General features: G+C 67.0%; 23 protein-coding genes and 1 tRNA gene. 8 read left to right on the top strand and 16 right to left on the bottom strand.

The features are described from left to right. Nucleotides 1-101: 101 nt before the first annotated feature. From AC3E6M_RS12235 to AC3E6M_RS12275, 9 genes are all read right to left on the bottom strand, one after another. Nucleotides 102-887, bottom strand: coding sequence for an SDR family NAD(P)-dependent oxidoreductase (locus AC3E6M_RS12235; RefSeq protein ID WP_490530052.1), 786 nt, complete (start codon nucleotides 885-887; stop codon nucleotides 102-104). Next, nucleotides 884-1,555: a GntR family transcriptional regulator gene (locus AC3E6M_RS12240; RefSeq protein WP_138175780.1), complete on the bottom strand. Its 672-nt coding sequence runs from the start codon at nucleotides 1,553-1,555 to the stop codon at nucleotides 884-886. The genes AC3E6M_RS12235 and AC3E6M_RS12240 overlap by 4 nt, the downstream gene beginning before the upstream one ends. A gap of 19 nt (nucleotides 1,556-1,574) precedes the next feature. Next, nucleotides 1,575-2,456, bottom strand: a complete 882-nt coding sequence (locus AC3E6M_RS12245; protein ID WP_490530053.1) for an aldose epimerase family protein — start codon at nucleotides 2,454-2,456, stop codon at nucleotides 1,575-1,577. Further along, a complete protein-coding gene (locus AC3E6M_RS12250) occupies nucleotides 2,453-3,856 on the bottom strand; it encodes a sugar porter family MFS transporter (protein WP_490530054.1) in 1,404 nt (467 codons plus the stop codon). Before AC3E6M_RS12250 ends, AC3E6M_RS12245 begins: the two co-directional genes overlap by 4 nt. Nucleotides 3,857-3,947: 91 nt before the next feature. Beyond that, nucleotides 3,948-5,543, bottom strand: coding sequence for an N-acyl-D-amino-acid deacylase family protein (locus AC3E6M_RS12255; protein ID WP_490530056.1), 1,596 nt, complete (start codon nucleotides 5,541-5,543; stop codon nucleotides 3,948-3,950). 3 nt (nucleotides 5,544-5,546) lie between these two features. After that, the gene (locus tag AC3E6M_RS12260; RefSeq protein ID WP_490530057.1) at nucleotides 5,547-6,275 is read right to left on the bottom strand and encodes an amino acid ABC transporter ATP-binding protein; all 729 of its coding nucleotides are present in this window, start codon (nucleotides 6,273-6,275) and stop codon (nucleotides 5,547-5,549) included. Beyond that, complete coding sequence (locus AC3E6M_RS12265; RefSeq protein ID WP_138175772.1) at nucleotides 6,272-6,979, bottom strand: amino acid ABC transporter permease; 708 nt, start codon at nucleotides 6,977-6,979, stop codon at nucleotides 6,272-6,274. The genes AC3E6M_RS12260 and AC3E6M_RS12265 overlap by 4 nt, the downstream gene beginning before the upstream one ends. Beyond that, nucleotides 6,979-7,641, bottom strand: coding sequence for an amino acid ABC transporter permease (locus tag AC3E6M_RS12270; RefSeq protein ID WP_138175770.1), 663 nt, complete (start codon nucleotides 7,639-7,641; stop codon nucleotides 6,979-6,981). Before AC3E6M_RS12270 ends, AC3E6M_RS12265 begins: the two co-directional genes overlap by 1 nt. A gap of 47 nt (nucleotides 7,642-7,688) precedes the next feature. Further along, nucleotides 7,689-8,507, bottom strand: coding sequence for a transporter substrate-binding domain-containing protein (locus AC3E6M_RS12275; RefSeq protein WP_490530059.1), 819 nt, complete (start codon nucleotides 8,505-8,507; stop codon nucleotides 7,689-7,691). 277 nt (nucleotides 8,508-8,784) lie between these two features. On the opposite strand from AC3E6M_RS12275, the gene AC3E6M_RS12280 reads away from it, so the two are divergent. From AC3E6M_RS12280 to AC3E6M_RS12290, 3 genes are read left to right on the top strand one after another with little or no spacing between them, the layout of a single operon-like run. Further along, on the top strand, nucleotides 8,785-9,837 hold the full coding sequence (locus AC3E6M_RS12280; RefSeq protein WP_490530060.1) for a mandelate racemase/muconate lactonizing enzyme family protein: 1,053 nt from the start codon (nucleotides 8,785-8,787) through the stop codon (nucleotides 9,835-9,837). Between the two features lie 2 nt (nucleotides 9,838-9,839). Further along, nucleotides 9,840-10,535 carry a bifunctional 4-hydroxy-2-oxoglutarate aldolase/2-dehydro-3-deoxy-phosphogluconate aldolase gene (locus AC3E6M_RS12285; protein WP_138175764.1) on the top strand — a complete coding sequence of 232 codons (696 nt, stop codon included), beginning with the start codon at nucleotides 9,840-9,842 and terminating at the stop codon, nucleotides 10,533-10,535. 1 nt (nucleotide 10,536) lies between these two features. Then, nucleotides 10,537-11,475, top strand: a complete 939-nt coding sequence (locus AC3E6M_RS12290) for a sugar kinase (protein ID WP_490530061.1) — start codon at nucleotides 10,537-10,539, stop codon at nucleotides 11,473-11,475. 263 nt (nucleotides 11,476-11,738) lie between these two features. Here the strand turns inward: AC3E6M_RS12290 and AC3E6M_RS12295 are convergent. From AC3E6M_RS12295 to AC3E6M_RS12305, 3 genes are all read right to left on the bottom strand, one after another. Continuing rightward, a tRNA-Tyr gene (locus AC3E6M_RS12295) sits at nucleotides 11,739-11,823 on the bottom strand. A 124-nt stretch (nucleotides 11,824-11,947) separates the two neighbouring features. Further along, nucleotides 11,948-12,823: a PfkB family carbohydrate kinase gene (locus tag AC3E6M_RS12300; RefSeq protein ID WP_490530062.1), complete on the bottom strand. Its 876-nt coding sequence runs from the start codon at nucleotides 12,821-12,823 to the stop codon at nucleotides 11,948-11,950. Then, complete coding sequence (locus tag AC3E6M_RS12305) at nucleotides 12,820-13,320, bottom strand: FBP domain-containing protein (protein ID WP_138175760.1); 501 nt, start codon at nucleotides 13,318-13,320, stop codon at nucleotides 12,820-12,822. The genes AC3E6M_RS12300 and AC3E6M_RS12305 overlap by 4 nt, the downstream gene beginning before the upstream one ends. 68 nt (nucleotides 13,321-13,388) lie before the next feature. Between AC3E6M_RS12305 and AC3E6M_RS12310 the strand changes: the two genes are divergently transcribed. The 3 genes from AC3E6M_RS12310 to AC3E6M_RS12320 are packed head-to-tail and all read left to right on the top strand — an operon-like array spanning nucleotide 13,389 to nucleotide 14,676. Further along, nucleotides 13,389-13,877 carry a YajQ family cyclic di-GMP-binding protein gene (locus AC3E6M_RS12310; protein ID WP_128218677.1) on the top strand — a complete coding sequence of 163 codons (489 nt, stop codon included), beginning with the start codon at nucleotides 13,389-13,391 and terminating at the stop codon, nucleotides 13,875-13,877. A 20-nt stretch (nucleotides 13,878-13,897) separates the two neighbouring features. Then, nucleotides 13,898-14,542, top strand: a complete 645-nt coding sequence (locus tag AC3E6M_RS12315; RefSeq protein ID WP_490530063.1) for a dihydrofolate reductase family protein — start codon at nucleotides 13,898-13,900, stop codon at nucleotides 14,540-14,542. Further along, complete coding sequence (locus AC3E6M_RS12320; protein WP_171024313.1) at nucleotides 14,539-14,676, top strand: hypothetical protein; 138 nt, start codon at nucleotides 14,539-14,541, stop codon at nucleotides 14,674-14,676. The genes AC3E6M_RS12315 and AC3E6M_RS12320 overlap by 4 nt, the downstream gene beginning before the upstream one ends. Before the next feature lie 39 nt (nucleotides 14,677-14,715). Here AC3E6M_RS12320 and AC3E6M_RS12325 read toward each other — a convergent pair whose 3' ends face one another. Beyond that, nucleotides 14,716-15,735 (bottom strand): LacI family DNA-binding transcriptional regulator, encoded by a 1,020-nt coding sequence (locus tag AC3E6M_RS12325; protein ID WP_490530064.1) that lies wholly within the window; start codon nucleotides 15,733-15,735, stop codon nucleotides 14,716-14,718. A gap of 161 nt (nucleotides 15,736-15,896) precedes the next feature. On the opposite strand from AC3E6M_RS12325, the gene AC3E6M_RS12330 reads away from it, so the two are divergent. Both AC3E6M_RS12330 and AC3E6M_RS12335 read left to right on the top strand, forming a co-directional pair. Further along, a complete protein-coding gene (locus AC3E6M_RS12330; RefSeq protein ID WP_394529671.1) occupies nucleotides 15,897-16,832 on the top strand; it encodes a dihydrodipicolinate synthase family protein in 936 nt (311 codons plus the stop codon). Nucleotides 16,833-16,905: 73 nt separating this feature from the next. Then, nucleotides 16,906-18,222, top strand: coding sequence for an Nramp family divalent metal transporter (locus tag AC3E6M_RS12335; protein WP_490530065.1), 1,317 nt, complete (start codon nucleotides 16,906-16,908; stop codon nucleotides 18,220-18,222). 60 nt (nucleotides 18,223-18,282) lie between these two features. Here the strand turns inward: AC3E6M_RS12335 and AC3E6M_RS12340 are convergent, their stop codons facing one another. From AC3E6M_RS12340 to AC3E6M_RS12350, 3 genes are read right to left on the bottom strand one after another with little or no spacing between them, the layout of a single operon-like run. Further along, on the bottom strand, nucleotides 18,283-19,974 hold the full coding sequence (locus tag AC3E6M_RS12340) for an AMP-binding protein (RefSeq protein ID WP_490530066.1): 1,692 nt from the start codon (nucleotides 19,972-19,974) through the stop codon (nucleotides 18,283-18,285). A gap of 20 nt (nucleotides 19,975-19,994) precedes the next feature. Further along, the gene (locus AC3E6M_RS12345; protein ID WP_490530067.1) at nucleotides 19,995-20,957 is read right to left on the bottom strand and encodes an alpha/beta hydrolase; all 963 of its coding nucleotides are present in this window, start codon (nucleotides 20,955-20,957) and stop codon (nucleotides 19,995-19,997) included. Between the two features lie 26 nt (nucleotides 20,958-20,983). Next, nucleotides 20,984-22,246: an ABC transporter ATP-binding protein gene (locus AC3E6M_RS12350; RefSeq protein ID WP_490530068.1), complete on the bottom strand. Its 1,263-nt coding sequence runs from the start codon at nucleotides 22,244-22,246 to the stop codon at nucleotides 20,984-20,986. Between the last annotated feature and the right edge of the window lie 3 nt (nucleotides 22,247-22,249).

The following is a 22,249-nucleotide window of genomic DNA, read 5'->3' on the forward strand; positions in this document are numbered from 1 at the left end:
GTCTGAGTTCAGCGGCCAGAAGGGGCGGACGCGTCGGGCGGACGGATCGCGACGATGCCGCTGCAACGGAGCGCGCGGTGAGTTGAATGGTCGACGGGTTGTCAAAACGTGTTGGCGCCCTTGGCGAGCAAACCGCCGTCGCAGATCAGGTGGCTGCCGGTGACATAGGCGCTTTCGTCTCCCGCGAGCCACAGCACCGCTTTGGCGATCTCATCCGTTCTGGCCATGCGACCCAAGGGGATCTGGGCCTTCGCCTCGTGCGCGAGTTCCGCGCGGCGGTCCGCGAGAGCCTGACCCTGAAGGCCGAAGTACAGCATGTCCGTGTCAGTCGCACCCGGCACCACAGCATTCACGCGGATACCTGCGGGAGCCGCGTCCAATGCGGCTGCGCGCACGAACGCGGAGATCCCGCCCTTGGAGGCCCCGTAGGCGGTATTGGATCCGCCTGCGAAGCCAACGAACGCTGACGGCGACGAGACGCAGACGAGCGACCCTCCGCGCTCAGCACGACGCCAGTAGCGCAGCGCCGAACGCGCCGTCAGGAACGTCCCTTTCAGATTGACGGCCATGACCCGATCCCAGTCGTCCACGCTCGCGTCGAACAGGGACTCGCTCACTTCGACACCCGCGTTGGCCACAACTCCCGAAATCAGGGGAAGCCCGGATTCGACGAGGTCGAACGCACCGACGACCTGGGCCTCGTCGCTGACATCGCAGATGATGGGCACGACCGCCGCCGCCCCCGCGGAGCGCGCTTCATCGGCAGCGGCAGCCAGCGCCTCCTGATCGACATCCAGCATCGCGACGTGCATCCCTCTCGACGCCGCTTCGAGCGAGATCCCCTTACCGATACCAGATGCGGCACCCGTAACAACGAGAGTGGTCATGACGAAGGCTCCGTGGGATTGGGGGAGAAGTGGGTGCGAATATGGTCGGTTATCGATTCCTGGCCGAGCGCACTGTCCCCGCTTCGCAATGCGTCGATCAGCTCACGGTGCTGTTGAGCGACAAAGCGTGAATCGGAGTAGTAGCTCGCGTCCCGCCGGAAGTATGCCCGCACCCGAGGCTGGATGGTGCGCCAGATCTGCAGACAATGCTGCTGACCCGAGAGGACGACGATCGCCTCGTGGAAACGGATGTCGTCGTCCGCCAGCCGAGCGAGGTCACCGACAGATGCGGCCTCTTCCATACTGTCCACGAGGAGGTTCAGGTTCGCGAGGTCGTCGTCCGTCAGACGCTGCATCGCTTTCTCGAAAGCGAACCGCTCCAGAGCCACGCGGATGGGAACGAGGACATTCTCGATTTCTTCTTGCGATACCCCCAGGACCTCCGTCCCCCGATACGGAAAAGAGACGACCAGCCCCTCTTGCTCGAGCTGACGGAGCGCCTCCCTGATAGGAGCCCGACTCGTGCCCAGCTGCGCTGCGAGATCCAGCTCCGTGAGCTTCTGTCCGGGCTCGAGATCGCCCGCGGTGATGGCCTCCCGCAGGATCTCCGCGACCTTCTCACGTCGGGATGCAGCAGGAACGGGCGGCAGCGAAGACAAAGCACTCACGGGTCCACTGTACGCATTCTCAATCGGTTGTCGACAATGTCCAGCGGCAACGGATGATGCTCATCGCGACGCCACCGGGCTCGAGGATCTGTGTGCGCCCTGCGGCCCGCGCATCGGTGAGACCGAGCCCCGGGGCGTTCGATGTCTCCCACGCGATCGTGTCTGCGCGAGGCAGTACCGGCGCTCGGTGGTTGAACCACATGAGCCAGTACGGCTGTGTGCCGGCAAGATCCGTCAGCTCGATGGACACTCCCGGACCGTGCAGGGTCGCCGGCGCCGGCCCGATCCGCGCCTCGTGTCCTTCGGCCCCGTCGGGCGCAAGCGGGATCCGCCGGACGACCTCTCCCGCGAAGACCGCACAGCCGCCTGCGAACACCTCCCCTGAGAAGCACGGGTGGTCGCCCCAGGTGAACTCTCCGGCGGTGGCGCCGGCGTTCTCGACGGTGGTTCGCACTTCGAGCGCAAACTCGGTCACCCGTATGGCTCGGCGGAGCACCGCGGACCCGCCGTTGAGGAACGCGCCTTCTGCTTCGCAAACGACCCACCCCCGCCCCTGTCGCAGGATCGACCAAGCCACTCGGGGAGCCCACCCGTGTTGCTGCGTCTCCGCCGTGGCCAGACCCGCGTTGGGGAACATGGGGAACCACCCTCCGACGAGGGTGTTGTCATCGAAGTCGGTTCCCGAAGCGTCGCCCACGAGGTCAGACCCGGTCAGCGTCCGTGGCGAGCGCCCGTCCCGCCACAAGAGGTTTCGGCCTCCCCCGGGATCGAGCACGGAGATGAGGCATCCGTGCTGCGGCGCCACCTCGACCATGGCGGCGCCTGCCCGGAGCGTCAGCAGCTCCTCGTGCCCGTCCGTCTCGGGGGCGTTGAGCACAGCGGCCGCGCGAGCGCTGGTCACGAAGCGCCGCCTCGCATGCTCTTGCGCGGCACGCGGATGGTCACGGTCGCTTCCTCGAGCACCTGCCCCTTCGTCTCCCGCACACCGAAGTAGACGAGCACGAACGACAGGGCGGCCATGACGGCGTAAACGGCGTAGCTGGCGGGGAGGGAGATGTCGCGCAGGCTGGGGAACGAGAAGTTGAGGAGCACGCCCGCCATCCAGTTCGCCGCGGCACACACCGCCAGCGCAACTCCGCGGATGCGGTTGGGGAACATCTCTCCCAGCAAGACCCAGACCACCGGCCCCCACGACACAGCAAAGGCAACGACGAAGACGTTCGCGCCGACCAGTGTGATCGGCCCCCACGCGCCGGCGAGCTGCGGCGCACCGTCGATCACGGTCGCGGTCGAGAACCCGATACTGACGGTGACGAGACTCAGGAACATGCCGACAGATCCGAAGAGAAGGAGTTTCCGACGCCCGACTCTGTCGATCAGCAGGATAGCGACGACAGTCGCGGCGACGTTGATGAAGGAACTGAGGACAGACAGTCCGAAGGATGCAGACTCACCAAAGCCGACGGATTCCCACAGCGACGTCGAGTAGTAGAAGATGACGTCGATGCCCACCAGCGCCTGCAACGCCGCGACGCCGACGCCCACCCACACCACAGGCAGCAGACCGGTTTTCCTGTCGAGCAGATCGCGGAAGCGACCGGCCTCTTTCTGCCCGAGACTGTCTGCGATCCGGTCGGTGAGACGCACGGCGTCGTCAGAGCTGACCGCCTGTAGCCGTGAGAGGACAGCTCGGGCCTGCTCCACACGGCCTCGAGCGACGAGGTAGCGAGGCGACTCGGGAACGATCACTGCCAGAACGATGTAGATGACCGCGGGAATGACCCCGGCGATGAACATCCACCGCCACGCCGGCAGCCCCAACCACTGCTCTGCGTCCGCGCCCCCCAGGGCGAGCGCGATACCACTATCCGAGAGCAAGGCGACAAAGATGCCGAGAACGATGGCCATCTGCTGCATGGATCCCAGTCGACCGCGTACGTGGGCGGGGACGATCTCGGAGATGTACAGCGGCCCCAGGACGGTGGCGAAGCCGACGGCGAATCCCGTCAGAAGGCGCCACACCGCCAGGTCGGCGAACTCCTGGGCGAAACCGCACCCGATAGCGGCGACGAAGAAGATGATTCCTGCAACCAGCATGGTGCGTGGGCGCCCGATGCGGTCCGCGAGCCATCCGGCTGCGAGAGAGCCGATGGCCGCACCGAGAAGAGTCACGGCAACCACCACCCCGAGTCCGACGGGGGTGAGCTGCAGGTTGGTCTCGATGGCCGTCACTGCGCCGTTGATGACGGCAGTATCAAAGCCGAACAGAAATCCTCCGACAGCCGCCGCGAGCGCGTACACCGTCACGGCCCGCGTCAAACGACCCTCCCCGGGCCCGGCGCCCCGGGGTGCGGTTCCGTACCGACGCGGCTCCGCGGGAGCGCAAGACGATTCAGCAGACATTGTTTCGATCCAATCTGACCCCGGGTCGGGCCTGAGTTCTTCTTCCGTCGCGAACGACAGCGATGCCGTTCACCCAGACGTGGCGGGCGGCGGTGGCATAACGGTCGGGCATTGCGAAGGTGTTCGTGTCTCGGAGCCGCTCGGGATCCCACAGGACGAGGTCGGCGTGCGCACCGGGGCCGATACGGCCGCGTTCAACGATTCCGAAGTGGTCCGCCACAGCACCCGTCATTTTGTGGACTGCCGCTTCGAAGGAGAGGTTGTGGGCGCGCAACGCGTGGTGGCTCAGGAAGTGCTGGTACCCGTGGAAAAACAACGGATGGGGCGTGCGCCGACCAAGGGGGCCCTCGCGGCGGGAGGTGAAGCCGTCCACACCAAGAAGGAACAGGTCGTGTCCGACCGCCTCGGCGACATGGTCTTCGGTGAAGAGCTCGCCGATGAACTGCACCGCTCCGATGTCCCGCCCGTTCTCCGACAGCACGTCGAAGAGCACGTCCCACTCGTCTCGTCCGGTGAGCTGAGCAAGCTCGGGGAATGTTCGCCCCTCCCACTCCGGGGTCGCCGGGCTGACGGCCAGCCGCACACGTTCCCACTGACCGCGATGGATGAATCTCCAATAGCGATCAGCGTCCTCGCGCACGCGCGCGCGCACCGCCGGGTCGCGCAGGGCCTCTGCCGCAGCTTGATCCCCCGACGCGATCAACCAGTCGGGGAGGAGCCCCGTCGCCAGGCCGATACCGTGCGGGTAGGGCGTCATGTCAGCCAGCACATCCCAACCGGCCGACCGCTCACTCTCGAGGCGAGATACGGCGGCGTGCCACGCACCGTCAGCGGCGCCGGTGTCGTGTCGGACGTTCAAGTGCGAGAGCTGAGCCCTGACCTCGCCCGCGCGCACGACTCGGAAGAACTCGTCCACCGCACGGCCCAGGTCGGCGTCCCGGTTGCGTATGTGGCTGGCGTACATCGCGCCACGCGGGCCGGCCACTCGCGCCAGCACCTCGAGCTCTTCGGAGGATGCGAAGCGCCCCGCTCCGTATTCGAGTCCCGAACTGAAGCCGAGCGCGCCTGCTTCGAGAGCCTCCTCGAGATGCCAACGCATCGCCGTGACGAGATCCGACTCGGCATGGGCCGCGGCGTTTCGTAGTGCTGTATGACCGACAAACCACGCCAGGTTCTGCGCCGTGCCGCCGCCGTGCACGACTTCCAGCAGATCACCGAATGTCCGCCACGTGACCTCTCCGTCGTAGCCGAATGAGGCGAGCGCCGCTCGTGCCGCGTCGACGCCGGGGTCCGCGAGCGGGGCGAAGGTGACACCGCAGTTGCCGACCACTTCTGTGGTCACGCCTTGGTGAATGCTGCTGAGGGCGTCACGGTTGGCGAGTACCGACCAGTCGCTGTGGCTGTGCGGGTCGATCAGTCCGGGCGTGAGAATCAAGCCCGTCGCGTCGATGCGCTCCGCCGCAGCGGCCCGGTGCCCGTCCCCCATGAGCGACACGCGACCCGCACGCACCCCGATGTCGACGGTGCACTCCGGCCTGCCAGAGCCGTCGACCACGCGCGCACCGCGGATGAGAAGGTCGAACATGACTCACAGCACCTTCGCGAGGAATCTTCTGGCGCGCTCGGTACGAGCGTTCGAGAGCAGCTCGACAGGAGTCCCCGTCTCCACGATCTGCCCGTCATCCATGTAGATCACTCGGTCGGCCACCTCTCGAGCGAAGCCGATCTCATGGGTGACGACCATCATGGTCATGCCTTCGGCGGCAAGATCCTTCATCACCGAGAGGACTTCACCGACGATCTCCGGATCCAGAGCGGACGTGGGCTCGTCGAAGAGCATCACCGTCGGCTGCATCGCGAGGGCGCGCGCGATAGCGACGCGTTGCGCTTGTCCACCCGAGAGGTTGCCTGGATACGCATCCGCCTTCGCAGCGAGCCCGACCTTGGACAGAAGAGCGTCGGCCCGCTCCTGAGCCTGCACCTTCGACAGTCGCAGTACCTTTCGCGGGGCGAGCATGATGTTGTCGCGGACGGTGAGATGGGGGAAGAGATTGAACTGCTGAAAGACCATCCCGACATCGCGGCGCACTGCTGCCAGGTCGGACTTCCTTTCTTTCGCGGTCAGGTGGTGGCCGTTGACTTCGATCGAGCCATGACTCGGTCTCTCCAGACCATTGATGCAGCGCAACAGCGTGCTCTTGCCGGAACCGCTGGCTCCGATGACACACACAACCTCACCTTCTTCGACGTCGCAGGTGATGCCGTGCAGCACCTCGGTAGAGCCGAAGCTCAGACGCAGGTCCTTGATGGTGATCATTTCGAGACTCCTTGAGTCGGAAGAAGGATGTCGCTCACTTCGGGTGTCTCGACGCGAATGTTCAGACGCCTCTCATATCGACGCCCCAGCACGGACAACCCGAAACAGATGACGAAATAGAAGGCACCAACGACGAGATAGGAGAGGATCGGTTGCCCCGTCTGGGACGCAACGATGTTTCCCGCCCGGGTGAGCTCGATGAGACCGATCACGGCGACGAGTGAACTGTCTTTGATGAGAACCACAAGGAAGCCGACCCCCGGCGGCACCATGATTCGGGATGCTTGCGGGAGCAGCACCGAGAACATCGTCCGAGTCCACGACAATCCAAGTGCGCTGGCCGCCTCCATCTGCCCTCTGGGGAGAGCGGCAATGCTGCCACGGACGATTTCACTGATGTACGCGGAGGCGAAGATCGAAAGCGCCGTGACCGCCGCCCAGTAGTCGGGCACGTTGCTTCCCGGCGACAGAAGCGGGAGTCCGAAGTACACGAAGAAGATGATCAGGAGCACCGGGACGCCTCGGATGGCGCTGACCCAGATGGCACTGAGCCACCGAAGAACAGGCCACGGTGATACTGCCGCCAATCCGGACAGCACACCGAGCGCACCACCGAGGACCACCGCGAGAGCACTGATCTGGATCGTGACGACGGCGCCTTTGAGAATGAGCAGGAGGTCCGCACCGTCAAAAGAAGTGAACATCACGCGACCTTCCACGGGAACAGACGCGCTTCGACCAGCCGAGATGCGAGAGCAATCAGCAACGCGACGACGAAGTACATCAAGCCACCCACGACGAAAGTTTCAATAGTGCGGAACGTTGTCGTAGTGATTCCCATCATCACGTGCATGAGTTCGGGGACCGCAACGATGGAAGCAATCGAAGAAGCGAGAAACAAGAGAATTACCTGGTTGGTCAGAGACGGGAGCACATTCGTCATCGCCGGAATGACACGAACGCGCCAAAAGGTGGTCGCTCGAGAGAGCCCGAGCGCGGCGGCAGCCTCGGACTGGCCGCGAGGGATCGCTTCGAACCCCGCCCGATAGATCTCCGCCAAATACGCCGAGTTATTGATGCTCAACGCGATGATCCCGGCGGTCAGCGGATCGAAGTTCACCCCCGCGGACGGCAGTGCGAAATAGATCAGGTACAGCTGGAGAAGGAGCGGCGTATTTCGGATGATCTCGACGTAGGACGCCCCGAATACTCTGAAGATGCGCAGTTCTGACGCCCGCAGCAAGTAGACGACCACACCGAGGGGTGCCCCGATCGCCACCGCGGCAAGTGTCACCAGTACACTGATCCACAACCCGTTCAGTAATTCGGGTGCGTGGGGAATCAGGTCCCCGAAGAAGAGTTGCATGCAAGTCCGTTCCTGAGGTGCGCTCGAGGAGCAAGTGCCGACGCGGGTTACTTGATCAGCTCAGGGACGTCCGTGTTGAGCCACTTGTTGTAGGACGCGTTGGCCGCGTCGCTGATGTTGTAGTTCTGGACGAAGTTGTTGACGTAGTTGAGCCACAGCTGGTCGCTCAGCTTCACCCCCATCGAGACGACGGAGGGGCTCAGCTGCGGCGCGTTGACCTCGACGAACTCCCCACTCGAGTCTTTGAGGATGCCGCCGGCCACCGAGTTGCTCTCCATGAGCGCATCCACCTTCCCGCTTCGCAGGGCCTGGATGGAGTCGGCGACAGCCTCGAACAGGCTGGCTTTAGCCTCCGGGAATCGGGTTTCGAGAATCGTCGCGGGCACGCTTCCCCGGGTCGCCGCGACGGTTCGACCGGCGAGGTCGTCGTACGAGGTGATGTCACTGGCCGCGGGGACCAGGACGACCTGCCCCTCCGCCGCGTACGGCCGAGACATCGCGACCTTCTGGGCTCGTTCATCGAGGTTGGTCAGGGCCGCGATGACGATGTCTACCTTGCCCGTCTCCAGAAGCGGGATGCGGTTGGCGTTGGTGGTCGAGACGAACTCGATCTCCGCTCCGAGCGAACTGGCCAGAGCGCGCGCGGCGTCGATGTCGAAGCCCTCGTACTCGCCAGAGCTGTTCATGACTCCATAGGGCGGGGCGTCGGCGAAGACGCCCACGACCAGCTTCTTGTTGGTGAGGACCTTATTGAGGGAGCTGTCCTGGACGGCCGCACCCGTACCCTGCTCAGAGGTGCAGGCGGTGAGACCCAGCACCGCCGTAGCTGCGACGACCACTCCGGCGATAACGCGATTCAGCTTCATCTTTGACGCCTTTCGTTGTTCGGCGCAGCGCGGAAAAGCGCACGCCGTCAGGTTTTCCCGAGTGCTCCGACCGTCAGCGGGTCGGCGCAGGAGCGACAGTACCGAAAGATTGCCACATTGTCGACAATCGACTATTTTTGTTGTGTCGGCATGTCGCCGACGAGTCCGACCACCCTCAAAGAAGGTCCCCATGCGCATCACCCACATCGAAACTTGCGGCCTCCGCGGCGCTACGCCCGAAGGTGGGTGGACCCATGAACTTCAGCCGGACGACATCGTGCACACCTTGGTCGCTGTCCACACCGACGACGGCCGCGTCGGCGTCGGCAGCTCTTTCACCTCCGAGGCCCTCGTGCGAGGCGCCATCGACCTGCTCGCCCCGCACCTCATCGGGGAGAACCCGCTCGAAGTAGAACGACTGACGGAGACGCTTCATCAGACGGCGTTCTGGATGGGTCGCGGAGGATCGTTGACGCACGCGACCAGCGCCATCGATGTGGCACTGTGGGACCTCGCCGGCCAGGCTGCTGGCCAGCCCGTCGGACGGCTGCTGGGCGGCCGATACCGTGACCGGGTTCAGCCGTACGCCTCGCTGCTGATGCATGAGGCAGGCCCCATGACAGACAACATCGAAGAGATGGTCGACGCCGGCTTTTCCGCGTTCAAGATCGGGTGGTGGAAGTTCGGTCGCGTGAGCACCGCCCTGGACGAGGCCACCGTCGCCGCCGCTCGCGCCGCCGTCGGTGATCGCCTCCTCGCCGTCGATGCGGGAGGCTCAGAAGGCTTCTTTCCGGGAGACCTGGCGTGGGCCAAGCGCACAGCACGCATGCTCGCCGACTACGACGTCGCGTGGTTCGAAGAGGCGCTTGCACCGGACAACATCGACGGCTTCGTCGAGTTGCGTGCGAGCTCACCCGTCCACATTTCGGGTGGCGAGGTGCTCACGCGCCGCCAGAGCTTCGCGCCGTACCTTGCTCGTCGTGCATTCGACATCGTGCAGCCGGACACCACTAAGGGTGGTGGCCTCAGCGAATCTCGGCGCATCGGGTGGGCCGCTCAGGATCTCGGGATACGACTGATCCCACACGGTTGGAACACCGGCATCGGCTTGTCCGCCGACTTGCAGCTCGCGTCGGCTTTGTCCTCCACGGACCTCGTCGAGTACAAGACCGGGTCGGCATACGTCGACGATCTCGTGCAGGGTGGATGGTCGCTGGATGCGGACGGGTACCTCGACATCCCCAGCGCGCCGGGCCTCGGGGTCACGCTCAACGAGGAAGCCCTCGCGCGTTACGGCACGCGGCCGGACTTCGCCGTCGCGAAAGCATGAGCATGAGCATCGAGCGGCACTCTCCCCTCTCCCCTCTCCCCGCGGAGGAAGCAGCACCCAGGGCAACTCTCTCGTCGACACTTTCGGACACCAGGATCGTTGCAGTGCTGCGGGCGACCGACTCTCGCTACTGCTCTTCGGTCATCGCAACGCTCGTCGCCGCGGGGATCCGCTCCGTCGAACTCACCCTCACCACCCCGGGAACGCTCGCTGCGCTCCCGCGAACCGTGGCAGACACACCGGATGCCGAGATCGGAGTCGGAACGGTTCTGACCGAGGCGGATGCACGCCTCGCTGTCGCCGGCGGCGCAAAGTTCCTGGTGTCGCCGGGGCTTCGACCCGCCGTCTTGCGCGCGGCCCACTCAACGTCGACCCCCATCTACCCGGGCGCGATGACGCCCACGGAAGTACAGAACGCCTGGGATCTCGGGGCGGCGGCGGTCAAGCTCTTCCCTGCGGCGACCCTGGGGCCGGATTACGTTCGACACCTGGCCGGTCCCTTCCCGCACGTCAAGCTGATGCCCTCGGGCGGTGTCGTCCTCGAAGACATCGGGAGCTGGCTCCGGGCGGGGTGCGTGGCCGTCAGTCTCGGGGGACCGCTGATCGGTGACGCGCTCGAAGGCGGGAGCCTTCGAGCGCTGCGCGCACGAGCGGAAAGGGCTGTCTCCGCAGTCCAGGAAACACGCGGAGATAGCTGACGTGCGCATCGTCACCGTCGGCGAGTCGATGGGTCTTGTCACGAACGACCAGCCGGGCCCAATCTCCTCCGCTCGCGCACTGTCACTCAGTTTCGGCGGGGCGGAAAGCAACGTCGCCATCGCGCTGACGCGGTTGGGCTCTGACGTCTCCTGGGTGAGCCTTCTGGGCGCCGACCCCATCGGGGATCTCATCGATCGCGAACTGCGAGCGGAAGGCGTCGATGTCCATGCGCGACGCGTGCAGGAACTTCCGACGGGCCTGATGCACAAGCATCGACGAACAGCATCAATGTCCGCCGTCAGTTTCTGGAGGAAAGGCAGCGCCGCGTCGTTCCTCCACCCCGACGACGTGCCGGCAGGCCTGATCGAGTCCGCGGGCATCCTTCACCTGACGGGGATCTTGCCCGGGCTCTCCTCCCACGCTCTCGCCACCACTCGTTCCGTGGTGCGTCGCGCCAAGAGCGCCGGAGTCCGCATCTCGTTCGATGTGAATCACCGCGAGAGCATCTGGAACAAGAGCGACGCACGGCCTCTCTACCGGGAGCTCGCGTCCGCCGCGGATGTGGTCTTCGCCGGAGAGGACGAAGCGGCGATCCTCGTCGGCGAAGCCGACCCACCTATTTTGGCCCGCCGACTGTTGCAGCTCGGCCCCACCGAGGTCGTCATCAAACGGGGCGAGGCGGGCGCTTACGGAGCGAGCGGCGCCGAACAGGTTCACCGAAACGCGACCCACGTCGACGTCGTCGACAGCGTCGGCGCCGGCGACGCCTTCGTCGCGGGGTACTTGAGTCTGTGGAACGGCGAGACAAGTATGGGAGAACGTTTGTCGCGCGCAGCCGACGTCGGCGCCTTCGCGTGCACCTGCATCGGCGATTGGGAAGGAAGTCCGACGCTCACCGATCTCGCGCGAATGGGGCAACGAGAAGGCGTCACTCGCTAAGAGACGTCTACAGGGCCGCATGCCCATCCACTTGAATGGTCGCGAGTGAGGTGTCTGGGCTCAAGACATAGGCGACAGGTGATCGGCGACACGTGAGTCGGGTCATAGGCGACACTCGTGCATGTCGTCGAAGCATTGGGTCGTATTCTCAAGACCTACTGGTGCAACAACAAGGAAGAGCCCGGCCGACGGCCGAACTCTTCCTCTTGATGATGTCTTCTCTGTCGCGACTCACATGTCGCCTATGTCTCGACTCATCGTGGTGGTGGCGAGTGAGGGATTCGAACCCCCGAATGCAATGCAGTCTGATTTACAGTCAGATCCCTTTGGCCGCTTGGGTAACTCGCCAAGTGCGCACCCGCCCGGCTTTCTCAGTCGACCAGAGGCGCGATCACCTAGCTTACCCTCCCCGAGGGCGTGCTTCCAACACGGGCCAGGATCACGCCCGGACGCGTCACGAAACGGGGCGGGATCACTCCGGGACGCGCAGCAGGGCACCCTCGCTGCGGCACGTGGCGGCGGCGACCTCCATGGCCCGATCGAGGACGTACCCCCAAGATGCCTCGTCCTCGGGAAGCCCCGCACGCACCAGGGCGGCCGTGGTCGAGAGCACCGCGTCTCCGCCGCCCATCGTGTCCACGATGCGCCCGGGTAGCTCGATGATGGCCCGCGAGACGGTGAGTCCCCCGGCGTCGATCGCCGCTCCGCCGGCGCCGTAGGTGGCGAGCACGGCATCCACGCCAAGACCGGCGAGCTTCTCGCGCAGCTCTTCGAGCGGGGCGCCGTAGAGCAGCTGGGAGTCGTCCTCGCCGACCTTCACCAGCTGTGCGTGCGCCGCGGCCTTCTCGAAGCCGCGCACGAACTCGTCGCGGTCATGCAGCATGCCGGCGCGCGGGTTGGGGTCGATCGCGAGGGATGCCGAGCCCACGGCATCCAGGAGCGCGTCGGTCTGCTCCGCGTCGTCGAAGGGGAAGCAACTGACGACGACCATCGCCGCATCGGCCAGGGCCGCCCGCTCGGCGTCGCCGTAGTGGACGCGTCGGTTCTGCGCCGCGTCGTTGAAGACGTACTCGGGCTCGCCGCCGGCCGAACGCGTGCTCACCGCGCGCGACGAACCGTGCTCGGACGGGCTCGCGAGCAGCTCGACGTCGTATTCGGCGAGGTAGGAGCGGATCTGCTCGCCGGCGGCGTCGTCGCCGACCATGGCGATGAGCGTCGACGGGACGCCCAGCCGCGACAGCCCCACGGCGACGTTCAGCGCCGCGCCACCGACGAACTCCCGTACACCGTCGTCGTCGCGCAGCTCGTCGATGAGCGCGTCGCCGATGACGACGACACGGCCGCTCACCGGTCGACCCCGGCCGCCTCGAGCACACGCTCGACGAACGCCTCGGTACGGCGCTTGGTGCCGTCGATCTTCATGTCCACACTCCCGCGGATCTCGCTCGGCGCCAGCGGCATCGCGAGGCGCACGTTCTCGTGGCACGACAGGTCGGCGCACATGTACGTCCCGACCGTATCGCCCTGCTCCCCCGCGACCCCGGCTTTGCGGGCCGTGAACAACGCGACCTGATCGCCCGGCTGCATGGTGTGGCACAGATTGCACATCGCCGACCGCGCGCGCGACTGCCCGTCGGCCGCCCGCAGGACGACGCCCGTCAGGCGCCCCTCGCGCTCGGTGACGAGGTACCCGCGACCGCGCGTGCGGGGGTCGCGCCACGCGAGGAAGTCGAGGTGGTCCCAGTCCAGGAGCAGGAAGTCGTGCGGCAGCGCCATGACCCGCACTTCCTCCGGCGCGGCGTTGACGAAAGCCTCGCGGACCTCGTCCTCGGTGAGTGCTCGCATGGCATCCGAGTCTACGAGCGCGAGGAGAACACCGGGCCAGGATCGTCGACGCTCGATAGAATCGCGGAATGGCCGACAGCTCATTCGACATCGTCTCCAAGATCGACCGCCAAGAAGCCGACAACGCGCTCAACCAGGCCCGCAAAGAGGTCGAGCAGCGCTACGACTTCAAGGGCACCGACGCCTCCATCGAGTGGAGCGGCGAGGCGATCCTCATCAAGGCGAACTCCGAGGAGCGCGCGAACGCGGTGCTCGACGTCTTCCAGACCAAGCTCATCAAGCGCGGGATCTCGCTGAAGAGCCTCGAGACGGGCGATCCCGTCGCCGGCGGCAAGGAGTACCGCATCACCTCGACGCTCAAGGAGGGCATCTCGCAAGAGGATGCCAAGAAGATCGGCAAGATCATCCGCGACGAGGGCCCCAAGGGCGTCAAGTCGCAGATCCAGGGCGACGAACTGCGCGTGCAGTCGAAGTCGCGCGACGACCTGCAGGAAGTGCAGCGTCTCCTCAAGGCCGCCGACCTCGACGTCGACCTGCAGTTCACGAACTACCGGTAAGAACACCCCGGGGGGATGCCGTGGCCGTCCGCGTCGATCTGAACATCTCGCTCGACGGCGTCGCCGCGCCCGCCGATCCGACGCCCGAGAACCCGATGGGCGAGGACTGGGGCCGGCTCGTCGAGGACTACATGGCGACGCGGACCTTCCGGGAGCGGGTGTTCGGCGACACCTCGGGCGCGGGAACGACCGGGATCGACGACCGGTACGCGGCCGCGTACTTCGAGGGCGTCGGCGCCGAGGTCATGGGGGCCGGGATGTTCGGCATCCACTCCTTCCCCGACGACCCCGACTGGCGCGGATGGTGGGGAGACGAGCCGCCGTTCCGCGTGCCCGTCCTGGTTCTCACGCACCGTGAGCGGGCACCCATCGTGTTCGAGAACGGCACCCGCTTCGAGTTCGTCTCGACGAGCATCGAGGATGCCGTGCGCCGCGCGACGGAACTGGCGGCGGGTGGGGACGTGCGCGTGGGAGGCGGAGTGTCCACGGTGCGCTCGGCCCTCGCCGCCGGCCTCGTGGATCGCCTGCACGTCGCCGTACGTCCGGTCGTTCTCGGCCGCGGAACCCGGCTGTGGGACGAGCTGCGCCACCTCGATTCCGACTACACCGTCACGTCCGAGGTCGCCGAGAAGAGCGGTGTCATCCACGTGACGTTCGCGCGGTGAGCACTCCCGACGGGATGCCGCGGTGCCCGACGTGCGGCGACCCGCTGCGGTTCGAGGTGCTCGACGACGAGCGCTTCCTCGTTGCGTGGTCGTGCGTGACGTGCGGGCTGATCCGCACGACCGAGCCGAGCTGACCGGTCCGCCACGATCGCGGCGCCAGGCCGACGATGACCTCAGCGGCGCGGCGGAGCCGTCGACGCACGCGGGATCAGCGTCGGCATGGTCCGCTCGATCCCTCGCGTCGAACCGATTTCGAGGATCATGTCGAGAGCGATCTCGGCAATGCGATCGAAGTGCGTGTGAACCGAGGTCAGGGGCACCGGGAGACGCGAGACGAGCGGAATGTCGTTGTAGCCGACGATGGACAGGTCGGGCCCGGCATCCATCCCCATCGCCCGAGCCACCGTCGACACACCGACCGCGAGGTTGTCGTTCGCGGCGAACACCGCGGTCGGCCGGTCGGACCCGCCGAGCAGGCGTCGCGCGGCCTCGATCCCGTGATCGAGCCCGCAGCCGACGGCGAGGACGCGCTCCTCGGGAAGCGCGATGCCCGCCTCACGGAAGGCGCGTTCGGCGCCGGCGCGACGATCGCGGCCGCTCGAAGTGAACCACGGACCGGTGATCACCCCGATGTCCCGATGACCGAGGTCGAGAAGGTGGCGGACGGCGAGGTACCCCCCGGTCTCGTCATCGCCCAGTGACGACGGGCTGACGCCGTCGCTGCGCAGCGCGAGAACGTGCGGGATGCCGCGGTCGCGGAGCGATGCGGGAAGAACGTCGTCGAGACGGGCGGTGGCGAGGACGAGCCCGTCCACGCCGCGGTCCAGCAACGTCTCGGTAGCGCGACGCTCCTCGTCGGCATCGTCGCCGCACGTCGCGACCACGGCGAAGTATCCCCGTCGGCGTGCCGCCCGCTCGACCGCTTCGAACATCAGCGCCATGACGGCATCCGTGAGACGGGGGACGAGCACCCCGATGGTTGCGGTCGCCCCGCGGCGCAGACTGGATGCCGAGACGTTGCGGCGGTAGCCCAGATCGTCGGCGATCGCGCGCACGCGTTCTGCCGTGGCCGAACGGGACCGCGGTGTCCGGTCGTCGAGAACGCGGCTCACGGTGGAGATGCTGACCCCGGATGCCACGGCCACGTCTTTGAGCGTGACGACGTGTCGCTCCGCGGATTCGATGTCGGGCATGGCACCTCCTTCCGAGCCACAGTACCCGCCACCGAGAACCTTCCCGGGATCGATTCGACCGCGGCCCTTGACAGGTCAACGGCCGTGAGGCCACACTTGCAATCGTTCCTGCAAACGTTCCCAGTTGTAGGGCATCTCGACGAAGAGACGAAGGAGACGTCATGGTCCTCGACCTCCGCGGCCTGAACCCCGCCCCCGTTACCCCGTTCACCCCCGATGGCGACGTCGACTACGCCGCCATCCAGCGCCTGGGCTCGTGGCTCGGATCCATCGAGGGCGTCAAGAGCCTCGTGGTCCTCGGTCACGCGGGCGAAGGGACGTTCCTTACCGAGACGGAGCAGCTCGACGTCATCCGGGCCTTCCGCGACTCGGTCGAGGACCGCCTGCCGATCATCGCGGGCATCACCAAGGAGGGAAACCGCACGGCCGCCCTCGAGGCGAAGGATGCCGCGGACGCCGGCGCGAAGGGGGCCCTGGTCTACCCGTCGCACGGCTGGCTGCGCTTCGGCTTCCAGCCGGGCGCCCCGCAGACCCGGTACCGCGCCATCTGGGAGGAGTCGGGTCTGGAGGAGATCCTCTTCCAGTACCCCGACAACACCAAGGCCTCGTACGACCTCGACACCCAGCTCGAGATCGCCGGCCAGGAGGGTGTCAACCACACCAAGAACGGCGTGCGGAACATGCGCCGCTGGTACACCGAGATCCCCGCCCTGCGCGCCGCCTATCCGGAGCTGCAGGTGCTGTCCTGCCACGACGAGTACCTGCTCCCGACGATGTTCGACGTTGACGGCCTTCTTGTCGGGTACGGGAACATCGCCCCCGAACTTCTCGTGGACCTCATCGAAGCGGGCAAGGCACGTGACTACCCCGCCGCGCACGCCATCCACGAGCGCCTGCTACCGGTCACGAAGGCCGTGTACCACCGTGGTTCGCACATGGAGGGCACCGTCGCTCTCAAGTGGGGCCTGGTGAACCGTGGCATCCTGGACCACGCCACCGTGCGCGAGCCCCTGCTGCCCCTTCCGGCGGGAGCCGACGCCGAGATCGCCGCCGCGTTCTCGTCCGCCGACCTGGGCAGCGTGGTCGTCCCGGCCTGACGCCCTCGGGGGCGGCCTCGGGACGGTCGCCCCCTCATGCCCCATCTCGTCAACGAAGACGGAAGGATCACTCATGAGCGACCGCACCACCTCCCGACCGCCCGCGACTCCGGGCACGGGCCACGGGCGCATCTCGACCGAGACGGTACGCAGCATCGTCGACACCCACCGGACGCGGCGGACCTTCTGGCGCCGCCTCGCCCTCATCGGCCCCGCGTTCGTCGCGGGGGCCTGGCAGTTCGGACCCGGGAACCTCACCACCGCGATGAACGCGGGGGCTCTCTACGGCTACACCCTCATCTGGGTCATCATCGTCTCGACCATCCTGATGATCTTCCTCACCGACATGAGCGTGCGACTGGGGATTCGCACCCCGGTGTCCCTGATCTCGTCGATCAAGGACACCTTCGGCGCCTGGGCCGGCGTCGTCGCCGGTGTCGGCGTCTTCCTCATCACCCTCTGCTTCTCGGTGGGCAACGCCGTCGGATCCGGCGTGGGTCTCGCGATGCTCCTCCCCGGCACGTCACCGGTGATGTGGACCGTGATCTGCACGGTGCTGGTCGGCACGATCCTGCTGCTGAAGAAGATCTACGGCGTCGTCGAGAAGATCCTCATCGCGATCGTGGCGCTCATGGCGTTCTGCTTCATCGCGTCGGCGTTCGCGTCCCACCCTGATTGGGCCGCGGCCGGCGCCGGGCTCATCCCGATCGTCCCGGGCGGCGCCTGGCTGCTGATCATCGGACTCGTCGGCACGAACTTCTCGATCAACGCGGCCTTCTTCGCCTCGTACGGCACGAAGGCCCGCGAGCGCAAGGCGAGCGAATACCGCGACATCACGATCGTGGACACGATCCCCGGCATCGTCGCACCGGGCATCATGACCGCCCTCGTGATCGTCGTCGCCGCATCGGTGCTAGGGCAGACCGGCGCCGACACCCCCGGGGCCTTCGGAGGCCTGGCGCGCATCTTCGAGCCGGTCGCCGGCCCCGTGGGCGCGTGGATCTTCGCCCTCGGGTTCTTCGGCTCCGCCTTCTCCTCGATGATCCCGAACTGCATCGCGGGCGGGACCATGCTCTCGGATGCCATCGGACGCGGCGCCTCCGCCGAAACGCTGGCCGCTCGCCTCGGCAGCGCGTTCATCCTCGCGTTCGGTCTCGGCGTGACGATCGCCTTCGCGGGGACGTCGCCGGTACAGCTCATCGTGATCGCCCAGGCGCTGACGGTGCTGTTCGCCCCGATCCTCGCCGCGCTCATCATCCTCATGGCCAACAACAAGACGCTCATGGGCCCGTTGCGCAACCGGTGGTGGCACAACCTCTTCGGCGTCATCGGTTTGGTGGCCGTCGTCGCCCTGTCGATCCGGCTGATGGTGAGCCTGATCGCGGGGTGAACGCCGCGGACGATGGCCTCGGATCTCACGGATCCGGGGCCGTCGTCATTCAGGGCGACCTCAGCCGCGCAGGCTGTCGTCGCGCCACTCCACGACGACGACCTCCCCGCGCGCAGCGCGCTCCTCGCGATCGCGCAGTTCGACCCGGCGGATCTTGCCCGAGATCGTCTTGGGGAGCTCGGCGAACTCGATGCGCCGCAACCGCTGGAAGGGTGCCAGGCTCGCCCGCGCGAAGCGCAGGATGTCGAGAGCGACCTCCTCGCCCGGTTCGTGGCCGGTGGCCAGCACGACATAGGCCTTCGGCACCGACAGACGCAGGTCGTCGGGCGCCGGGACGACGGCCGCCTCCACCACCGCTGGGTGCTCGATGAGCACGCTCTCCAGCTCGAACGGGCTGATCTTGTAGTCCGACGACTTGAAGACGTCGTCCGTGCGGCCGATGTAGGTGATGCTCCCGGTCTCGTCGCGCCGGGCGACGTCGCCGGTGTGGAACAGCCCGCCGTCGAACGCCTCCGCGTTGCGCGCCGGGTCGCCGACGTACCCCGTCATGAGGTTCAGCGGTCGCTCGGAGAGATCGAGGCAGATCTCGCCCTCGTCGGTGTGCGCACCGGTGAGCGGGTCGACGATCACCACCGGGCAGCCCGGCAGAGGGCGCCCCATCGATCCGGGCACCAGGGCCGCCCCCGGCGTGTTCGCCACGATCGCGGTCATCTCGGTCTGGCCGTACCCGTCGCGGATGTCGAGCCCCCACGCGCGCTGCACGTGAGCGATGACCTCGGGGTTGAGGGGCTCGCCGGCCGAGACCACCTCGCGCAGCGCGCCGCGGCGGCCGGTCAGGTCGGCCTGGATGAGCATGCGCCATACCGTCGGCGGAGCGCAGAAGGTCGTGACCCGGTCGCGCTCGAGCTCGTTCAGCAGGCGTTCGGCCGAGAACCGCGCGTAGTTGAGGGCGAGCACGGCCGCTCCGGCGATCCACGGGGCGAAGAAGCAGCTCCACGCGTGCTTGGCCCACCCCGGCGAGCTGATCGCGAGGTGCACGTCGCCCGGCTCGAGCCCGAGCCAGTACATGGTGCTCAGATGCCCGACCGGGTACGAGACCTGCGTGTGCTCGACGAGCTTCGGCTTCGACGTCGTGCCCGAGGTGAAGTACAGCAGGAGCCGGTCGTCGGCGAGTGTCCCCGGATGCCGCGCAGGCGGCGCCTCCAAGAGGAACGCATCGTCGTACCGGGCCCAACCCGGCAGCTCCTCGCCCACCACGATGCGGCCGAGACTCTCGGGCAGATGGTCGAACTTGTCGGCATCCGCGGTGCCGACGATGACGTGGCGGATCTCGGCGCGCTCGACGCGGTCGCTGAGGTCGCCGGGACCGAGGGCGGTCGTGGTCGGCGCGATGACCCCGCCGAGCTTCATGATCGCGAGCATTGCCTCCCACAGCTCGACCTGGTCGCCGAGCATCAGGAGCACGGCGTCCCCCTTGCGCACCCCGCGGGATGCCAGCCACGCGGCGAGCTGATCGGAACGCCGGGACAGCTCGTCGAAGGTGCGTTCGTGGTGCGTCTCGTCGTCGTCGACCACGATCAGGGCGGGCGCATCGTTGCCGCGCGCCATCGGGTCGAACCAGTCGACCGCCCAGTTGAACGGACCGTCGATGCGCGGCCACGCGAACGACGCCGCTCGGGCGGGATCGGTGCGCGCCGCGAGCAGTTCGTCGCGCGCGGCGCGATAGTGCTCCGTGGGGGTGGTCGAGGTCATGGTGCTCCTTCGCTCGCGCTCTACGCTAGCCACCGCATCCACTGGTCGAGTCCGGCGTAGGCGGCATCCCGAGCCTCGGGCGCGGACAGGAAGACGTCGTGGAGGGCGCCGTCGATGCGCTCGATCGTGACCGTCCGGGCGATGCGGGTGGCCGCGCGCGCGATGTCGTCGACCACGAGCACCGAGTCGGTGTTCCGCATCGCGTCGCTCCACGACAGCGCCGAGGTCGACCGCGCCGACAGCAGCACGAGAGCCGGGCACCCCGCGTCGATCCCGGATGCCACCCGCGCGTGGCCCGCGACGACGGCGGCGAGCCAGCCCGGGTGGGTGGGGAAACCACGCTCCGGGCGCCACCCGTCGGGGCTGTCCGGCAGGGTGCCGACCTCGCGCTGCGCGCGCGTGTAGAACCCGAGATCGACCGCCGGGTGTGTGCCGAGCGGATCGATACGCGCACGGGCGTTGAGGATCGGGGCGAGAGCCTGACGCCCGAGCGGCCCCAGTTGCAACTCCAACCACGGACTGTTGAGGACGAGGGCATGCGCACGTCCCGGATGCCGCGCGGCCCACAGCGTCAGCGTGAGACCGCCCGTGCTATGCCCGAGCAGAACGAGACGCCGGCCGTGGGCTTCGGTGCCCATGGCCTCCAGCGCCGCCTCGATGTCGGCGTCGTACACGTCGAGCGCGGCGACGTACCCGCGCGTCTGGCCGGGCCGGATGCTGCGGCCGTACTTGCGCAGATCGAGCGCGTGAAACCGTGCGCCACGATCGGTGAAGAATCGCGCCAGGCCGGTCTGGAAGAAGTAGTCGGACCAGCCGTGAACGTAGAGCACGTCGAGATCGCGCCATGCCTCGAAGAGCCGTTCCCCCGGGTTCGGCATCGCCCGCACGAGGGTCGCGACCACCTCGCCCTCGTCGTCCGCGCCGAGCGGCAACGTCCGCTGCGCGAACCCCGGGCCGAGGATGTCCGGATGCCAGTCCCCCATGGCCTCAGCCTAGAGCGGAGACGCGCTCATGCCCGCTGCTGCTCCCGCTCCTGACGTTCCTTCGCCCGCTCCAGCGCCCGCGTCCGCGCGGCGCGGGCGTCTTCCTCGAGGTTCTCGGCCTTGGCTTCGTCACGCGTGAGGTTCACGCCCGTCTCGGGGTCGAACAGGTGCAGCGAGTCCGGGGAGAACCACAGCCGCGCGGCATCCCCCGCCCGGACCGAGCTCATGGCATCCAGCGCCACGACGAGTTCGGTGCGCAGGCTCTCGCCGTCGAGGTCGCGATCGAGCTCGGACAGCTTGTCCTTGACGGTGGCGTCGGTCTCGTACGGCACGTAGGCGTAGAGCACTTCGCCGAGCCATTCCGTCATCTCGATGTCGAGCTCCGCCGTGACACCACCGTCGAGATCGCGCTCGGTGGCGTCGGCGTCCTCGAACGCATCGGGTCGCACGCCGACGATGACGAGGTCGCGGCCCTCGACCGCGGCGCGCAAGCGGTCGTCCAGCGGCACGTCGGCGATCGGCAGCCGCAGCACGTCGCCGTCGACGGTCCCGCTGAGGAAGTTCATCGGCGGGGAGCCGATGAACCCGGCGACGAAGAGATTGACCGGCTGGTCGTACAGCCCCCGCGGGCTCGCGACCTGCTGCAGCTCGCCGCGGCGGAGCACCGCCACGCGGTCGCCGAGGGTCATCGCCTCGGTCTGGTCGTGCGTGACGTACACGGTCGTGATCCCGAGCGAACGCTGCAGGCGTGCGATCTCGGTACGCATCTGACCGCGCAGCTTCGCGTCGAGGTTCGACAGCGGCTCGTCGAAAAGGAACGCGCTGGCGTTGCGCACGATCGCGCGTCCCATCGCGACACGCTGGCGCTGCCCGCCCGAGAGGTTCGCGGGCTTGCGCTCGAGGTGCTCGTCGAGTTCCAGCAGCTTCGACGCCTTACGGACGCGCTCGTCGATCTCGGTGTCGCTCAGGTCGCTCGACTTCAGTCGCATCGGGAACGCGATGTTCTCGTAGACGGTGAGGTGCGGGTAGAGCGCGTAGTTCTGGAAGACCATCGCGAGGTTGCGGTCCTTCGGCGCCTTGTCGTTGACGACTTCGTCGTCGATTCTCAGCTCGCCGTCCGAGATGTCCTCGAGCCCCACGATCATGCGCAGCAGAGTGGACTTCCCGCACCCCGAGGGCCCGACGAGGATCACGAACTCGCCGTCGGCGATGTCGAGATCGACGCCCTTGACCGCGGTGAAGCCGTCGTCGTAGGTCTTGACGATCCGGTTGAGGGTGATGGATGCCATGGA

The sequence above is a fragment of the Microbacterium sp. SCPM-O-B-15248 (M128) genome, from assembly GCF_058214835.1.

Excerpts from the sequence above, each read along its gene's own strand:
- AC3E6M_RS12310 (WP_128218677.1), top strand. The coding sequence starts at position 13,389 with ATGGCCGACAGCTCATTCGACATCGTCTCCAAGATCGACCGCCAAGAA.
- AC3E6M_RS12350 (WP_490530068.1), bottom strand. The coding sequence starts at position 22,246 with ATGGCATCCATCACCCTCAACCGGATCGTCAAGACCTACGACGACGGC.
- AC3E6M_RS12255 (WP_490530056.1), bottom strand. The coding sequence starts at position 5,543 with ATGTTCGACCTTCTCATCCGCGGTGCGCGCGTGGTCGACGGCTCTGGC.
- AC3E6M_RS12270 (WP_138175770.1), bottom strand. The coding sequence starts at position 7,641 with ATGCAACTCTTCTTCGGGGACCTGATTCCCCACGCACCCGAATTACTG.
- AC3E6M_RS12335 (WP_490530065.1), top strand. The coding sequence starts at position 16,906 with ATGAGCGACCGCACCACCTCCCGACCGCCCGCGACTCCGGGCACGGGC.
- AC3E6M_RS12340 (WP_490530066.1), bottom strand. The coding sequence starts at position 19,974 with ATGACCTCGACCACCCCCACGGAGCACTATCGCGCCGCGCGCGACGAA.
- AC3E6M_RS12265 (WP_138175772.1), bottom strand. The coding sequence starts at position 6,979 with ATGTTCACTTCTTTTGACGGTGCGGACCTCCTGCTCATTCTCAAAGGC.
- AC3E6M_RS12235 (WP_490530052.1), bottom strand. The coding sequence starts at position 887 with ATGACCACTCTCGTTGTTACGGGTGCCGCATCTGGTATCGGTAAGGGG.
- AC3E6M_RS12345 (WP_490530067.1), bottom strand. The coding sequence starts at position 20,957 with ATGGGGGACTGGCATCCGGACATCCTCGGCCCGGGGTTCGCGCAGCGG.
- AC3E6M_RS12260 (WP_490530057.1), bottom strand. The coding sequence starts at position 6,275 with ATGATCACCATCAAGGACCTGCGTCTGAGCTTCGGCTCTACCGAGGTG.
- AC3E6M_RS12275 (WP_490530059.1), bottom strand. The coding sequence starts at position 8,507 with ATGAAGCTGAATCGCGTTATCGCCGGAGTGGTCGTCGCAGCTACGGCG.
- AC3E6M_RS12285 (WP_138175764.1), top strand. The coding sequence starts at position 9,840 with ATGAGCATCGAGCGGCACTCTCCCCTCTCCCCTCTCCCCGCGGAGGAA.
- AC3E6M_RS12330 (WP_394529671.1), top strand. The coding sequence starts at position 15,897 with ATGGTCCTCGACCTCCGCGGCCTGAACCCCGCCCCCGTTACCCCGTTC.
- AC3E6M_RS12325 (WP_490530064.1), bottom strand. The coding sequence starts at position 15,735 with ATGCCCGACATCGAATCCGCGGAGCGACACGTCGTCACGCTCAAAGAC.
- AC3E6M_RS12305 (WP_138175760.1), bottom strand. The coding sequence starts at position 13,320 with ATGCGAGCACTCACCGAGGACGAGGTCCGCGAGGCTTTCGTCAACGCC.